Here is a 15,102-nt window from a genome sequence, read left to right on the forward strand (position 1 = left end):
GGCACCCAAGGCTGGCACCAGGCACTGAACGCTTTCGCCGTTCAATTCCCCAACCGGCTTCCGATCTGACCACCCGGCAGACCGGATAACCGACCGGTCCCTTACACAGAAAACTTGACCCCCCCCTCCAGCACGCCATGATCCCGCCGAACGCCTCCCTGCAGGACAGGTCCTACCAGGAGATGTCCATTATCGAGGAAATCGCCGGCGTCCTGACCGTGAGCTCCCCGGCTGCCGGGGCGCTCATCAGCCAGGCCCGGCAGCTGCGCTCCCTCCCGATGGCCCTGGACGCCCTGTCCGCCGGGACCATCTCCTGGCAGCACGCCAAAATCCTCGCCGACGAAACCCATGGCCTCGGCCCCGCGGGCGCCGCCGCCATGGCCGCCCATTTCCTGGACGCGGACGCGCCCCACCCGGCCCGCGGAGCCGCACCCGGTGACCTCGTGCCCTCCCGGTTCCGGGCAAAGGTGCGGGCCTGGCGCGAACGCCACCACCCCGAATCCCTCGAAAAGCGCCACGCAAAGGCAGCAACGGACCGGCGGATGGAATATTCCCCGGACCGCGACGGCATGGCCTGGCTCTCGCTGTACCTCCCCGGTGACACCGCATCCGCCATCTGGAACCGCACCACCGCCCTCGCCCGCGGACTCCAGGGCCCCAACGAATCCCGCACCCTCACCCAACTCCGCCCCGACACCGCCGCAGCCCTGCTGCTCAGCACACCGGACACGCGCAGCGCCAACACCAGCACCAGGGACACAGCAGACGAGGACGCTGCGCCTGCAAACGCGGCCCCGGCAGAAGGGGACGCTGCGCGCCTGGGCAAGGTCCCGGCGCCCAAGGCGGACGTCCTGGTCACCGTCCCGGTGTTCTCACTCCTCGGCCTCACCGATGAACCCGCAATGCTGGACGGGTACGGGCCCATCCCCGCCTCCACGGCCCGCAAACTCGTCGCCGACGGCGCCACCTCGTTCCACCGCGTCTTGGTGGACCCGCGCGACGGTGCGCCCCTGGAAATCGGCCGTACCAGCTACCGCCTCACCAAAGCCATGAAACAAGCACTCCGCCTCCGCGACGGAAAATGCACCTTCCCCGGCTGCAACAACCGGACTTCGGACAACGAGGCAGACCACCTCCAGGCCTGGCACCACGGCGGAACCACCGGAATCAGCAACCTGGCCCAACTCTGCCCCAAACACCACCGCCTCAAACACAACAGCCGCTGGAAACCCACCCCCGGCACCAAAACCCAGCCACCCGGCTGGACCTCACCCACCGGCCGCCACTACAAGCCCGAACACCACGACTGGGAACCACCACAGTGGCCAGGGAACCCGGAACAACTGCAGACAGTTCCCGGTCGCCCACCTTGTTGCCCTCCGGACCTTGCTTACATCGGGCAGTCCCCAGCGGAAGATGCAATAGACAAGTTTTTGCATGCCCGTCCCTGACCTGCCGCCGGGCGGAGAGCTGCCCTGGAGCGGCCTGCGTCCAAGGCGGAAGCCCAAGCGGCCGCGGACGGGCCGGGGGCGTTCTTTGGCAAAGTGTTCGCCTGTGCCGGGCCCTAGCGTCCCCTGAACCAACAGGTCGCGCGTGCCCTCCGCAAATTGGCATGGGGGCGTCAGCCCGAACTTCCCTAGACTGGGCAGTGAACGCTGAAAGTACACGAGCAAAGGAGCCATGAATGAGTGGAGTAGTGGTAGTTGGGGTGGACGGCAGCCCCTCGGCATTGAAGGCCGCGGAAAAAGCGCTGGACCTGGCCAAAGCGCTGGGAGCTTCGCTTCACGTGGTGACCGCATTCGACGTCGACCGTTCCGAGACCTTCGGCGTCGGCTCGGACGAGGTGAGGGTCTGGAACTCCGATGCCTCCGAAAACGTCGCGAAGTCACTGGCCGACACGCGGCCGGGGGTGGAGGTCACCCACTTCGCCGCCCGCGGAAAACCCGCCGATTCCCTCATCAAGGAAGCCATGCGCCTGGACGCCCGGCTGATCGTGGTGGGCAACCGGAGGATGCGCGGCATCGGCCGTCTCCTGGGCAGCGTGGCCAACAGTGTGGCGCACAACGCCCCCTGCGATGTCTACATCGCCAACACGTACGAAGACTAGGCAACACCGCCGGGACCAGCCAAGGTACCGGGACCAGCGGCCAGCAAACGGGCGACGACGGGACCTCCCGCCCGTCGCCCGTTTGCTTTAAGGGAGCTTTCCTCAAGATTTGCGAAGTTTATCTTGTCGCTAGATAAACCCCCTTCCCCTGGTATGGCTGCCTGCCTAGGGTTGCTTCACAGGCACACCAAAGGGAAACCATGAAAAGCTCAAATGACACTCCAGGGGACAACGCGTTTGAGGACCCCCGGCAGCCGCTGATTCCAGACCCGCCCGATGACCGTCAGCGCAGTGTGGCCGAATGGACGGGCGACCTCCTGCTCGGAATCAGGCAGCCCCTACAGTTCCGCCTTGCCGACTGGCCCTAGCAACCTCCGGCGGGACCCGGGCCCCACAGCTCGAAAAGTGCGGGCCACCTGAATCACCGGTATGACTTCGAAAGCCATGCGCCCAACACGGCCAGCGCACTAATCCAGGTTGTTGTCCGCCGTTTCCGGCCCGCACCGAAGTCCGCCATACCCATCGTTGCGGACGACGGCGGGACCTCCCGCCGTCGTCCGCTTCCGTCAGCCTTCCGCCTTGGCCTGTTTCGGCGGAGGAACTCCCCTACCGCAGGACGACGGTCCGGTTGCCCAGCAGCAGGATCCGGCCCTCGCAGTGCCAGCGGACGGCGTTCCGCAGCGCCACGCACTCGGCGTCCCGGCCCACGGCCACCAGGTCATCGGCAGTGTACGTGTGGTCCACCTCGATGACCTGCTGCGAGATGATCGGGCCCTCGTCCAGTTCTGCATTGACGTAGTGGGCGGTGGCGCCCACGGTCTTGACGCCGCGCTCATACGCCTGGTGGTAGGGCTTCGCGCCTTTGAAGCTGGGCAGGAACGAGTGGTGAATGTTGATGGTTTTCCCCGCCAGCTTGGCTGAAAGGTCGTCGCTCAGGACCTGCATGTAGCGGGCCAGGACCACCAGTTCCACGTCGAACGCGTCCACGAGCTCCAGGAGCCGGGCCTCGGCGTCGGCCTTGGTGTCCTTGGTGACCGGCACGTGGAAGAACGGGATGCCGTGCCACTGGACCAGGCCCTCCTGGTCGCGGTGGTTGGAGACGACGGCCACGATCTCCACCGGGATATCGCCCGTCCGCGCCCGGAACAGCAGGTCGTTGAGGCAGTGCCCCATCTTGGACACCATCACCAGCACCCGGCGTTTCCGGCCGTGCGGTTCGAGCTGCCAGTTCATCTGCCACTTCTCCGCAACCTGGGCGAAGCCGCTGCGAAGCTCTTCAGTGCCGGCGGGCTGCCCGGCGGCCGGAGACCCGGAGGAGAAGTGCACGCGCATGAAGAAGTGCCCCTGTGCCTTGTCACCGTACTGCTTGATGTCGATGATGTCGCACCCCTGCTCCAGCAGGAATGCGGAGATCGCGTGGACAATCCCGGGTGATTCCACGCAGTCAACCGTCAGGACATGTTCGACGGCGGCGGCCGGGTCCGGCGCCGCGGCATCGTGTGCAGGGGCGGCTGCGGGAGTGTTGGGGGTGAGCGTGGTGGCCGTGCTCATTTCTGCACCTTCTCAAGTTCCCGGGCCTTGGACGTTTCCGCTTCCCGGGCAAGATCTGCCTGGAACTCCGCGTACCTGGCCAGGTGGGCCGGGCGGCGGCGGATGGCCAGCCAGGCAACGCCGAGGATGACGAACCACAGCGGTGTGGCCAGCAGCGCCAGGAGCGTGTCCGGCTGCGTGGTCAGGGCCCACAGGACAAAGGCGAAGAACGCGAAGACCACCCAGACCATCGGCACGCCGCCGGGCATCCGGTACTTCGATGCCTCATGCAGGTGCGGGCGGCGGCGGCGGAACGCCAGGTAGCTGGCCAGGATGATGGACCAGACGAACACGAAGCAGACGGCGGACACGGTGGTCACCATGTCGAAGGCCTTGCCGATGTCCTGGCCTGCGTACATCAGCACCACCCCGGAGAGCAGCAGGACGCAGGAGAGGAACAGCGCGTTCTGCGGGACCTTGCGGCGTGACAGGGCACCGAACGCCGAGGGCGCGTCGCCCTCCTGGGCCAGCCCGTACACCATGCGGGAGGTGGAGTAGATGCCGGAGTTGGCCGAGGACATGGCGGAGCTGAGCACCACCAGGTTCACCACGGTGGCTGCAGCGCCGAGGCCGGCCAGGGAGAACATGGCGATGAACGGGCTGTGGCCTGCCTGGAACTGGGTCCACGGGGTGACGGACATCAGGACGATGAGGGCGCCAACGTAGAAGAGCAGCACGCGGATGGGGATGGAGTTGATGGCCTTGGGCAGGTTCTTCTCCGGGTCCTTGGCCTCGGCTGCCGTGGTGCCCACCAGTTCAATGCCCACAAACGCGAACACCGCAATCTGGAAGCCGGCCACGAAACCCATGAACTCGTTCGGGAACATGCCGCCGTGGCTCCACAGGTTCGTGAAGGTGGCAGGGCCGGCGTCGGACTGGAAGCCCGTGAAGATCATGAACATGCCCACGATGATCAGCGCCGCGATGGCGATGATCTTGATCAGGGCAAACCAGAACTCGGTCTCGCCGAACGCCTTCACGGTGACGAGGTTCAGGAGCAGCAGGATGGCCACGGTGGCCAGGCCCGGGATCCAGAGCGGCAGCCCCGGCCAGAGCTCCTTGGAGTAGCCGGCGATCGCGATGACGTCCGCGATTCCGGTGATCACCCAGCAGAACCAGTAGGTCCAGCCGGTGAAAAAACCCGCCCAGGGGCCGAGGAGGTCCGCGGCGAAGTCGCTGAAGGATTTGTAGTTCAGGTTGCTCAGCAGCAGTTCGCCCATGGCCCGCATGACGAAGAACAGCATGAAGCCGATGATCATGTAGACAAAAATGACGGACGGCCCGGCCGCGGAGATGGTCTTGCCGGAGCCCATGAACAGGCCCGTGCCGATGGCGCCGCCAATGGCGATCAGCTGGATGTGCCTGTTGGTGAGTTGCCGCTCGAGATGCGGCTCCTGGTGGGAAGTAGTGGATTTAGTGGTCACGTGCTGCTCCTCGAATCAATGCTGGGTGGAGTGCTGCGGAAGGGGATGCCTGTTCCGGCGCTGGGTGGACGCCATAGTCCGGCGCCGAAGCAAGGCTGTTGAAGCTGTAAAGGTGGATGCCGGCAATGTTGCCCGGCTGTGTTGCCAGCCCGGTGATCAGGCTGTCCGGCGAGTAGCGGTCCCCGCTCAGGAGTTTGCGGGCCAGCGGGCCCTTGCGGCTGAGGAATTTCAGGGAACTTCCGACGCCGATCTGCGTGGCGAGTGCCACCAGTTTCGTCCGCGGGACGGACCCCGCCACGCCCGCCCAGACGGGCAGGCGTACGCCTTCGCGGCGCAAAAGTGCCGCGTAGTCATGGATTCTTCCCGGGTCGAAGCACATTTGGGTGACCACGTGCGAGGCCAGGTGCTGCTTGGCCAGCAAGCCGTCCAGCAGGTCCAGGGGGCTGGCTACCGGATGGCCCTCGGGATAGCCGGCAACTCCGGCCCGCATGGTCCCGCCGGTGTACTGGGCGATGTCTTCCAGTACCGGAAGGGCGGAGTCGTACGTGCCTGCCGGCTGTTTCCGGTCGCCGCCGATGACGAACACCTCGCCGATGCCGGCGGCGTTGCAGCCCCGGATGATCTCGGTGAGCTCGGCGCGGCTGCGGATGCTCCGCGCAGCCAGGTGCGGGACCACGGTATAACCGAGGTCTGCCGCCTCCACCGCGGTGCGCATGGTCCGTTCGATGCCGTGGTGCGGCAGGCAGGTGACGCTGAGCGTGGTGCTCCGGGGCACCAGGGCCTGGACCTGCTCAACGATTCCTTCGGAAGGGATGATTTCGATTCTGATGGGGAACATCATTGGTCCTGTCTGGTCATCAGGTACGGAAAGCTTCAGCCTTGGGCAGGTCCCGCATCAGGCCGTGGCGGCGAGCAGTGAGCTGGCCTCCTGGCGGGTGGTGCCGGAGTCCTGGATGCCGTCGGCGATGTGGGCGAGTTCGGCGGGGATGTCGCGGCCCTTCTTCCGCATCGCGGTGGCCCAGAGCCGGCCGGCGCGGTAGGAGGAACGGACCAGCGGCCCGGACATGACGCCCAGGAAGCCGATCTCGTTGGCCTCGTCCTGGAGGTCCACGAATTCCTGCGGCTTGACCCAGCGGTCCACCGGCAGGTGCCGCTCGGACGGGCGCAGGTACTGGGTGATGGTGATCAGGTCGCAGCCGGCCTCGTGCAGGTCCCGCAGCGCCTCGGAGATCTCTTCCCGGGTTTCGCCCATGCCCAGGATCAGGTTGGACTTGGTCACCATGCCCAGGTTCCGGCCCTGCGTGATCACGTCCAGGGACCGCTCATAGCGGAACGCGGGCCGGATCCGCTTGAAAATCCTCGGCACCGTCTCCACGTTGTGCGCGAAGACCTCGGGCCTGGAGTCGCAGATCGCTTCGATGTGTTCGGGTTTGCCGGAGAAGTCCGGGATCAGCAGCTCCACCCCGGTGCCGGGGTTCAGTTCGTGGATCTTGCGGACCGTCTCGGCGTACAGCCACACGCCCTCGTCCTCGAGGTCGTCACGGGCCACCCCGGTGACGGTGGCGTAGCGCAGCTGCATGGCCTGGACGGAGCGGGCCACCTTGGTGGGCTCGAACCTGTCCACCGGGGAGGGCTTGCCGGTATCGATCTGGCAGAAGTCACACCGCCGGGTGCACTCGGACCCGCCGATCAGGAACGTGGCTTCCTTGTCCTCCCAGCACTCGAAGATGTTGGGGCAGCCGGCCTCCTCGCACACCGTGTGCAGGCCTTCCTTCTTGACCAGGTTCTTGAGCTGGACGAACTCCGGGCCCATCTGGACCTTGGCCTTGATCCAGTCCGGCTTCCGCTCCACCGGGACAGCCGAGTTGCGCTGTTCAACGCGCAAAAGCTTCCGGCCTTCAGGTGCCAATGTCACAGTAGAGCTCCTTCGGGGGTAGCGACCAGGGCGTCTTCATTCTTGCGCAGTTCTTCGGTGATCCGGGAAACAAGGTCAGCGGGGGCAACGTCATGGCCGGTTTCCCGGGCAATGGTTGTCACGCCGGCATCCGTGATTCCGCAGGCGATGATCTGCGAGTACGGTGCAAGATCGTTGTTGCAGTTGATGGCGAAGCCGTGCATGGTCACGCCCTCGTGCACCCGGATGCCGATGGCGGCGATCTTCCGGTCCGGACCCTTGCTGTCCGCGGTGATCCACACCCCGGCCCTGCCCTTGATGCGCACGGCGTTGATCCCGTAGTCAGCGAGGACCGCGATGATCACGGATTCCAGGCGTTCGACGTAATCGCGGATGCCTGCCCGGTTCTTCAGTTTGATAATGGGGTATCCCACCAGCTGGCCCGGACCGTGCCAGGTCAGTTTCCCGCCGCGGTCCACCGGGACCACCGGGGTGCCGTCGAACGGCCGTTCGTGGTCCTCGGTCCGTTTTCCGGCGGTATACACCGGTGCGTGTTCCAGGAGGAGGACAGTGCTGGGTGCCATCCCCGCGACCACTTTGTCATGGAGTTCGCTCTGGATTTCCCAACCACGTGTGTAATCGACAAAATCCGGAGCAAGACCCAGCTGTGAAAACTCAAGAGTCATGGCATCCAGCTTAGACCCCGCGGCGTCCCGCGCCCGGTTTAGTGCTTAAGCTCACCCACCTGCAGGGGGCACGTCACAGGGGCTCCGGCACAAGCGCGGAGCCCCTGATGGCATGCCTGTGGATAACTTCTGCAGGCCCTGCCGGATTCGGCTAGACATGAGCTATGGAAGATTTGCAGGCACCCGAGGTGCCGGGCTTCGCCGTCGAACGCCTGCTAGGGCAGGGCGGGAGCGCGGTTGTGTGGCTGGCCAGGGAGCAGAAGACGGGGCGGAACTTCGCGGTGAAATGCTTCCGCTCAGGCCCGGCCCGGTCAATCCGCCCGGAGACGGTGACGGAAGACGCCGTGCGGCGTGAGATCCGGATCCTGTCCGTCCTGGACCACCAGCACCTGGTCAAAGCGCGTGACGCCGTCCGGCTGGGAGGACAGCCGGACGGCGGGACGGCGCTGGTCATGGACTACGCTTCCGGCGGGTCCCTGGCCGCCCTGGTATCCAGCCGCGGCCGGCTCACTGTTGGCGAAACAGTGACGGTACTGACGCCCCTGGCCCAGGTCCTGGGCTACCTGCACAGCAAGGGATTCACCCACTCGGACGTCTCCCCGGGAAACGTCCTGTTCACCGGACAGGGCAAACCGCTCCTGTCCGATCTCGGCATAGCGCGGATGCTGGGTGACCCGGGCAGTACCCCGCTTTCCGGGACGCCCGGCTTCGTGGACCCGGCCCCGGTGGACGCAGTGCGGGGCCTCCAACCGGAACGGGACGTCTATGCGACGGCGGCACTCGGCTGGTTTTGCCTGACCGGCCAGGCTCCGCCCCGTACCGTTGACCGGCCGCCGCTTTCCCTCCTGGTTCCGGATGTTCCACGGGAGTTGGCGGCCGCCCTGGAGGCCGGGCTCAATGAAGACCGGAGGCGCCGGCCCACGGCGGCTGCCCTGGCCACGGCCGTCTACCGCAGTGCCTCGCCCCGGCCGCTGGACCTCGCGGCCTCGGTCCATCCCACGGTGATCCCGGAATTGATGACCCGCCGGCACATCCCGGCGCCGTCCCGGCGCGGAGCAGTCAAGGACAGGGCCGCGGCCGCCGGCAGGCGGTTCGCCGCTGCGAAGTGGGGGGCGCTGGCGCTTTCCAGGCAACGCATGCCCTTCCCGAATGCCACGGGTGAGGTTCGTCCTTCCCAAGGAAGGCACGCTCTCGCAGCGCCGGGCAGGGGGCGGCGCCGTTCTCCGGTGTTGCGGCGAGTGCTGCCGGCGGCTGCGGCGGTGGCTGCCGCAGGCGTGTGGTGGCTCGCTGGAACCGGTGGTACGGCCGCCGAAACTGCCCCCGCCGCCCGGGGATCAGCTGCCGCCGCTGCGCCGCCGCCCGTGGCTGCCGGTACGGCAGCCGCTGGAACAGGGCGCGGCACTGAGGGCGGGGCAGGCCCTGCCGATGCCGCCAGGCAGCAGGCCGGGGACTCCGATCCCGTCCAGGCGGTGGAGGGACTCGCCCTCCTGCGGGACCTGGCTTTCAGCAGGGGCTATTGGGAACTGCTGGCAGAAGTCAATGCAAAGGATTCGCCGGCAGCGGCCTCGGACCAGCAGGCAGTGGAGCGCCTGCGCAGCTCCGGCCACATCCTCGACGGGTTCTCCAGCAACCTTGCGGAGCTTCGCACCGAGGACGGCGCAACAGCCGAGCGCGCCGTGGTGCGTGTCCTGTCCAGTTCCTCCGCCTATGAGGAGAAGGACGCCCAGGGCGTGGTCGTTGGGGCCGGGCCGGCCGCCGGAGCGCGCCAGCTCAGGCTGGTCCTCGTAGCCGGCGACGGCAGGTGGCGGATCAGCGAGATCCTGCCGGGCTCCTGATCTTGCCGGGCTCCTGATCCTGCCGCAGCGGCCGGCTGCCTTAGCCCAGGCCGGCCCCTTCTTTGCCAGCAACCTTGTCCTGGCCCGCAACCCACTGCGCGGCCTGTGCCAGCGTGGGATGCTGCCACTGGAATCCGGCAGCCCGAAGCACGGCAGGCTCCATGCGCTGGCTGGACAGCAGGAGTTCGTCCGCCAGCGCACGCATCACCAGCCGGAGGACCGGGGCAGGTACCCGCAGGGCCGCGGGGCGGTGCACGGCGCGGGCAAGGGCCGACACCAGGGCATTGACGTCGGCGTCCTCGGGAGCACAGAGGTTGACCGGCCCGCTAATGCGGGACTCCAGCAAAAAGAGGAACGCCGCGGAAACATCCGGAAGGGTAATCCAGGGCCAGTACTGGCGGCCGTTTCCCAGCGGGCCGCCCACGCCCAGCCGGATCAGCGGCATCAGCCTGCCCAGGGCGCCTCCCTTCCGGCTGAGTACCACGCCCGTCCGGGTCACCACCACCCGCACACCCGGGGGAGCGGTGGCAGCGGCGTCCTCCCACTCCCCGCAGATCGCGGCCAGCGTTCCGGAACCCCGCGGCGCATCTTCACGGAGCACAGTATTTCCCGCGTTGCCGTAGTAGTTGGAGCCGGACTGGCTCAGCAGGACATGCGGCGGGGAATCCATCTGCTGCATCGCCCGGGTGAGGGTGCGCGTTGAATCCACCCGCGAGCGGAAGAGCTCCTCAACGCGCCTGCGGGTCCATGGCCGGTCACCGATGCCGGCGCCGGAGAGATTGACGACGGCGTCAGCCCCGGCCAGGGCCTGCGGGTCCAGTTCCCCCGCGGCAGGGTTCCACCGGACTTCCGCCGCCGTGCCGGGCTTCCGCCTGACCAAGGACACGACGTCGTGTCCGGCGTTCCGGAAGGTTGCTGACATGGATTTGCCGATCAGCCCGGAGGCCCCGGCCATGACGATACGCATGGTCCATCTCACCACGCCACGTGCGCGGCGGCACCTCCCGACAGGCCGCAGGGGGGTTGACTATGATCGAACGATGACCTTTTCGAGCTACTTCCGTTTCCCGCATCTGCATGGTGATCTGGTCACTTTCGTGGCCGAGGATGACGTGTGGATTGCGCCCCTGGGCGGCGGCCGCGCCTGGCGCGTCTCGGCACTCCAGCTGCCCGCCCGCAATCCCCGCTTCACTCCCGACGGGAAGCGGCTGGTGTGGACAGTGGTCCAGGGAACGGCGCCTGAGGTGGTATCGGCAGAGGTCGACGGCGGGGGATACCGCCAGCTGACGTACTTCGGCCACAGCACCACGAGGGTAAAGGGCTTCACCGCCGGCGGTGCGGTAGTGGTCACGAGTGCCTTCCGCCAGGCCGAAAGCAGGCACACGCACGCGTACAGTGTCCCGCTGGAGGGCGGCTGGGCCGAGGAACTCCCGTACGGGCCGGTTGAGTCCGTGGCCTTTGGCCCGGAGGTGGGTGACGAGCGGCCAGTGGTGGTTGGCAGCGTGCTGTCCCGCGAACCCGCCTGGTGGAAGCGCTACCGCGGCGGCACGGCAGGGAAGCTGTGGATCGACACCGACGGCAACGGGGAGTTCGAGCGCCTCCTTCCGGAGCTTGAGGGCAACCTCGCTGATCCAATGTGGGTGGATGGCCGCATCGCGTTCCTTTCCGACCACGAGGGTTACGGCAACCTGTATTCGGTCCTGCCCGGCGGAACGGACCTGCGCCGGCATACGGACCACGAGGACTTCTATGTCCGGCACGCCTCCACAGACGGCAAACGCGTGATCTTCGAGTCCGCCGGTGAGCTCTGGGTGCTGCACGACCTCGGTTCCGACGCCGTCCGGCTGGACATCAGCCTGGGCTCCGCATCGCAGTCCAGGCGCCCTGCACTGCTGAAGGCGGCCAAACACCTCGGCGCGGTGGTACCGGACACCAGCGGCACTGCAAGTGCGGTCGAGGCCCACGGCACCATCCACTGGCTCCGCCACAAGGATGGTCCGTCCCGCATCATTGAGGCAACGCCGGGTGTCCGCGCCCGCCTGCCCCGGCCCCTTGGCGACGGCCGGCTTGCCTACCTGGCGGACCACGATGGCGTGGAGGCGCTGTACATCAAGGACATCGCGGCCCCTGTGCCGCACCCTGCCGCTGCAGCCGGCACAGCTGCAGCGGGCACAAAGGGGACCAGCGCGGCATTGGACAACGGCGCGCCGCCGGAGGACGCCGTGGTGCTGCCGCAGCCCGTCCCTGCTGCCGGCGCTGCCGTGCTCGCCGGGAACACGCCGGCCGCCCATGCCTCGGACGAGCAGGCCGACGTCGCGCCTGAATCCGGCGCCCCGGCTGCGGAGGCACCGGCAGGGCCGGCCGCAACCCGCATCGCCTTCCCCAAGCCGTCGCGTGCCAGTGCCCTCGAGGCGAGCCCGGACGGTCGCCGGATAGCCCTGGGCACATCCTTCGGTGAGGTCTACGTGGCAGACACGCGCACGGGCGAGCTGACACTGGTGTCCAGCATCGGCGAGGGCACGGTTGCGGACCTCGCATGGTCCGGGGACTCGCAATGGCTCGTATGGTCGGAGCCGGTCACGTCCTTTGGTTCGCGCAGCCGGCTGCGGCTGGCCAACGTGGCAAAGCCCGGCGCCGCCCCGGTGGAAGTCACCGACGGGCGCTTCTGTGACCAGTCGCCGGCCTTCACCCCCGACGGCAGGTTCCTGGCCTTCCTCTCCAACCGCAGCTTCGATCCGGTGTACGACGGACACTCCTTCGACCTCTCCTTCCCCAGCCCCATCAAGCCGTACCTTGTAGCACTCGCCTCGGATACGCCGTCGCCCTTCGGCCCCGCCGTGGACTCCGACGGTGCAGGCACGCCGTCCGCCGAGGCAGCCGGGCAGCAGGACGGCACGGGCCCGGAGCAGCCGGAGGTCCGGGTGGATCCCGAGGGCCTGGCGCACCGGGTCATCACCGTGCCCGTGCCGCAGGGCAACTACACGTCCCTGAAGGCCGCCGAGGGGGCACTGCTGTGGCTCGACTGGGCCCTGGCCGGCGTGACCGGTGATGGAAAAGCCAGCCAGGAGGACAAGGATTCCCGGCCCAGCCTGGTCCGGTACGACCTTGGCCGGCGCAAGCAGGCCACCCTCGTGGACGCGCTGGACAGCTACCGGCTGTCAGGGGACCGCAGCAAGGTGGTGCTGATCTCGGACAAGCAGGTGACAGTGGTCCCGGCCGACGCCAAGGTGGACGAGGAGTCCGGGAAGCTGGTCAAGGTTGACCTCGGCCGGATCAGGGTGATGATGGACCCGCTCAGTGTCTGGGGGCAGGCTTTTGACGAGGCCTGGCGGCTGCAGCGCGATTTCTTCTGGACCGAGGACATGGCGGGGCAGGACTGGGATTCCATCCACCGGCGTTACCGTCCCCTGGTGGAGCGCCTCGGCTCGCACGATGATTTGGTGGACCTCCTGTGGGAGCTGCACGGCGAGCTGGGGACGTCGCATGCCTACGTCCGGCCGGCGCCCGTCACCGAAAACGGCAGCCACGGCCAGGGCAGGCTCGGCGCGGACCTGGCGTACGTCTCCGGCGGGTGGGAGATCACCCGGATCCTTGCCGGCGAGTCCTCCGATCCGCTGGCCACTTCACCCCTGACCAGGCCGGGAGTCGGCGCAAAGGCCGGCGACTTCCTGCTGGCTGTCGACGGCGTGCCGCTGTCCGAAGGCATCACCCCGGCCATGCAGCTGGTGGGAGCAGCCGGGCGGGCTGTGGAGCTCACCCTCCTGAATGGTCCGGCACACGGGGCCGCAGCAGGCACCCAGCGCCGCGTCGCCGTCGTTCCCGTCAAGGATGAGGAGCGCCTGCGGTACCAGGAATGGGTGGCCTCAAACCGGCGCACTGTCCGCGAAGCCTCCGGGGGCAAGTTTGGCTACCTGCACATTCCGGACATGATGGCCAACGGCTGGGCACAGCTGCACCGTGACCTTGACACGGAAACTGCGCTTGACGGCCTCATTGTCGATGTCCGCCGCAACCGTGGCGGGCACACCTCGCAACTGGTCGCAGAACTGATCGGCCGCAAGGTGACCGGTTGGAGCATGCCACGCGGGGAAAAGCCGCGAACCTACCCGCACCACGCACCGCGCGGACCCGTGATCATTCTGGCCGACGAATTCGCTGGCTCGGACGGCGACATCATCACCCAGGTGTCCAAGCTCAGGGGGATCGGACCGGTCATCGGCACCCGCACCTGGGGCGGCGTGGTGGGCATCGACAACCGCTTCTCCCTTGCCGACGGCACCGGCGTGACGCAGCCGCGGTACGCCACCTGGTTCGGCGGCGGCGTGGGCTGGGGCGTGGAGAACTACGGCGTGGACCCGGACATCGAGGTCACCTACCCGCCGCACGCCTATGCGGCGGGCCGGGACCCACAGCTGGAGTACGGCATTGGGGCGCTGAAGGAAATGGTCCAGGAGCTGCCCACGGACCGTCCGCCGGCCCGGGAAGGGTACCGCCGGCTGCGTCCGGCTCCGCTCCCGGCGCGCCGACAAGGCAACTGACCGGGGCCGCGCGGAAAGCAGAAAAAGGCCCCGCCTGTCCGGAACATTCCGGACAGGCGGGGCCTTTTGCCATCAGCGCCGGATCAGGACTCCAGCGTTGCATCCAGGGTGATGTCGATGCTGGCCAGGGCGCCCGAAACGGGGCAGCCCACCTTGGCCTCGCCCGCGATCTTCTGGAACTCCTCCTCGGAGATGCCGGGGACCCGTGCCGACATGGTCAGGTGGCTGCCTGTGATTCCGGTACCGGGGACAAACGTCACGTCAGCCTTGGTGCGGACTTCCTCAGGCGCGTGGCCCGCCTTATCGAGTTCGTTGCTGAACGCCATCGAGAAGCACGCGGCATGGGCTGCGGCGATGAGTTCCTCCGGGCTGGTCTTGCCGTTGGCCGCTTCGGTACGGGCCTTCCAGGTGACATCGAACGTGCCCAGGCCTGAGGTGGCCAGGCTGGTGGTACCGGCGCCTTCCGTCAGGTTGCCGTTCCATACTGCGTTTGCTGAACGCGTTGCTGCCATGTTCACTCCTCAGATTGATCGAATCCGGGGCAGGCCGCTGCCTGGACCCCGCCGTGTCCCATCCTAGGGACTTCAGCGGCTGCTTGCACCGGGTGTCCGCTGTCAGTGGATTATGACCCGGCGGCGGGCTGCCGCCGGCGGGACCATCACTTCCAGATGGTGGCGATGGCGATGTTCAGCAGCGCGAGTCCGCCCACGGCGTGCGCCAGGCCGGTGCTGATTGGCTCGTTGTTCTTGTACTTGCGGCGGCCGATGAACGCCAGTACGCCGACGGCGAGGGCGATGACGAACTTGATGCCCAGCTTGGCGTAGTTGGCGTCCATGTCCAGGGCCGGGATCAGTCCCATCAGCGCGACCCCGGTCAGCAGCTGGAGCATGGCGCCGTCGAACTGGCGGGGGTGGACGGTGGGCTTCTTCATCTGGCCGATCCAGATGCCGACGATCATGGCGGCGCCGACGATGTGCAGGAAAACCACGATGTTATAGACGATGTTCATGGGACCAGTGTAGCCAAGG

The 15,102-nt window shown here is 67.3% G+C and carries 12 protein-coding genes; 4 read left to right on the forward strand and 8 right to left on the reverse strand.

Going from position 1 to position 15,102, the window contains the following annotated elements:
• The first annotated feature begins 137 nt into the window (after positions 1–137).
• Entirely contained in the window at positions 138–1,451 is a 1,314-nt protein-coding gene (locus tag ACQ3DC_RS16180) for a DUF222 domain-containing protein (protein WP_430752759.1), read from the forward strand.
• A gap of 233 nt (positions 1,452–1,684) precedes the next feature.
• Complete coding sequence (locus tag ACQ3DC_RS16185) at positions 1,685–2,107, forward strand: universal stress protein (protein WP_104999110.1); 423 nt, start codon at positions 1,685–1,687, stop codon at positions 2,105–2,107.
• A 606-nt stretch (positions 2,108–2,713) separates the two neighbouring features.
• Here ACQ3DC_RS16185 and purU read toward each other — a convergent pair.
• The 5 genes from purU to lipB are packed head-to-tail and all read right to left on the reverse strand — an operon-like array spanning position 2,714 to position 7,701.
• Complete coding sequence (gene purU, locus ACQ3DC_RS16190) at positions 2,714–3,658, reverse strand: formyltetrahydrofolate deformylase (RefSeq protein WP_430752760.1); 945 nt, start codon at positions 3,656–3,658, stop codon at positions 2,714–2,716.
• On the reverse strand, positions 3,655–5,121 hold the full coding sequence (cycA, locus tag ACQ3DC_RS16195) for a D-serine/D-alanine/glycine transporter (protein ID WP_430752761.1): 1,467 nt from the start codon (positions 5,119–5,121) through the stop codon (positions 3,655–3,657). Before cycA ends, purU begins: the two co-directional genes overlap by 4 nt.
• On the reverse strand, positions 5,111–5,962 hold the full coding sequence (locus ACQ3DC_RS16200) for a methylenetetrahydrofolate reductase (RefSeq protein WP_157240936.1): 852 nt from the start codon (positions 5,960–5,962) through the stop codon (positions 5,111–5,113). The genes cycA and ACQ3DC_RS16200 overlap by 11 nt, the downstream gene beginning before the upstream one ends.
• A 54-nt stretch (positions 5,963–6,016) precedes the next feature.
• Positions 6,017–7,036, reverse strand: a complete 1,020-nt coding sequence (gene lipA, locus ACQ3DC_RS16205; protein WP_157240933.1) for a lipoyl synthase — start codon at positions 7,034–7,036, stop codon at positions 6,017–6,019.
• Positions 7,033–7,701: a lipoyl(octanoyl) transferase LipB gene (gene lipB / locus ACQ3DC_RS16210; RefSeq protein ID WP_321215940.1), complete on the reverse strand. Its 669-nt coding sequence runs from the start codon at positions 7,699–7,701 to the stop codon at positions 7,033–7,035. The genes lipA and lipB overlap by 4 nt, the downstream gene beginning before the upstream one ends.
• Before the next feature lie 164 nt (positions 7,702–7,865).
• Between lipB and ACQ3DC_RS16215 the strand changes: the two genes are divergently transcribed.
• The gene (locus ACQ3DC_RS16215) at positions 7,866–9,536 is read left to right on the forward strand and encodes a serine/threonine-protein kinase (RefSeq protein ID WP_430752762.1); all 1,671 of its coding nucleotides are present in this window, start codon (positions 7,866–7,868) and stop codon (positions 9,534–9,536) included.
• 40 nt (positions 9,537–9,576) lie between these two features.
• Here ACQ3DC_RS16215 and ACQ3DC_RS16220 read toward each other — a convergent pair whose 3' ends face one another.
• Positions 9,577–10,503, reverse strand: coding sequence for a TIGR01777 family oxidoreductase (locus ACQ3DC_RS16220; protein WP_430752763.1), 927 nt, complete (start codon positions 10,501–10,503; stop codon positions 9,577–9,579).
• A 73-nt stretch (positions 10,504–10,576) separates the two neighbouring features.
• Here ACQ3DC_RS16220 and ACQ3DC_RS16225 point away from each other — a divergent pair, with 73 nt between their 5' ends.
• Positions 10,577–14,074 (forward strand): S41 family peptidase, encoded by a 3,498-nt coding sequence (locus tag ACQ3DC_RS16225; RefSeq protein ID WP_430752764.1) that lies wholly within the window; start codon positions 10,577–10,579, stop codon positions 14,072–14,074.
• A gap of 83 nt (positions 14,075–14,157) precedes the next feature.
• On the opposite strand, the gene ACQ3DC_RS16230 is transcribed toward ACQ3DC_RS16225, so the two are convergent.
• Together ACQ3DC_RS16230 and ACQ3DC_RS16235 are read right to left on the reverse strand one after the other, a co-directional pair.
• Entirely contained in the window at positions 14,158–14,586 is a 429-nt protein-coding gene (locus ACQ3DC_RS16230) for an OsmC family peroxiredoxin (RefSeq protein ID WP_157238487.1), read from the reverse strand.
• Between the two features lie 146 nt (positions 14,587–14,732).
• Entirely contained in the window at positions 14,733–15,083 is a 351-nt protein-coding gene (locus tag ACQ3DC_RS16235; protein ID WP_157238486.1) for a hypothetical protein, read from the reverse strand.
• Between the last annotated feature and the right edge of the window lie 19 nt (positions 15,084–15,102).

The sequence above is a fragment of the Paenarthrobacter sp. NEAU-H11 genome (assembly GCF_050573415.1).
Taxonomy (GTDB): domain Bacteria; phylum Actinomycetota; class Actinomycetes; order Actinomycetales; family Micrococcaceae; genus Arthrobacter.

What these genes read in the sequence shown, in the direction of transcription:
- ACQ3DC_RS16180 (WP_430752759.1), top strand. Translation starts at nt 138, where the DNA reads ATGATCCCGCCGAACGCCTCCCTGCAGGACAGGTCCTACCAGGAGATG.
- ACQ3DC_RS16185 (WP_104999110.1), top strand. Translation starts at nt 1,685, where the DNA reads ATGAGTGGAGTAGTGGTAGTTGGGGTGGACGGCAGCCCCTCGGCATTG.
- purU (WP_430752760.1), bottom strand. Translation starts at nt 3,658, where the DNA reads ATGAGCACGGCCACCACGCTCACCCCCAACACTCCCGCAGCCGCCCCT.
- ACQ3DC_RS16200 (WP_157240936.1), bottom strand. Translation starts at nt 5,962, where the DNA reads ATGATGTTCCCCATCAGAATCGAAATCATCCCTTCCGAAGGAATCGTT.
- lipB (WP_321215940.1), bottom strand. Translation starts at nt 7,701, where the DNA reads ATGACTCTTGAGTTTTCACAGCTGGGTCTTGCTCCGGATTTTGTCGAT.
- ACQ3DC_RS16215 (WP_430752762.1), top strand. Translation starts at nt 7,866, where the DNA reads ATGGAAGATTTGCAGGCACCCGAGGTGCCGGGCTTCGCCGTCGAACGC.
- ACQ3DC_RS16220 (WP_430752763.1), bottom strand. Translation starts at nt 10,503, where the DNA reads ATGCGTATCGTCATGGCCGGGGCCTCCGGGCTGATCGGCAAATCCATG.
- ACQ3DC_RS16225 (WP_430752764.1), top strand. Translation starts at nt 10,577, where the DNA reads ATGACCTTTTCGAGCTACTTCCGTTTCCCGCATCTGCATGGTGATCTG.
- ACQ3DC_RS16230 (WP_157238487.1), bottom strand. Translation starts at nt 14,586, where the DNA reads ATGGCAGCAACGCGTTCAGCAAACGCAGTATGGAACGGCAACCTGACG.
- ACQ3DC_RS16235 (WP_157238486.1), bottom strand. Translation starts at nt 15,083, where the DNA reads ATGAACATCGTCTATAACATCGTGGTTTTCCTGCACATCGTCGGCGCC.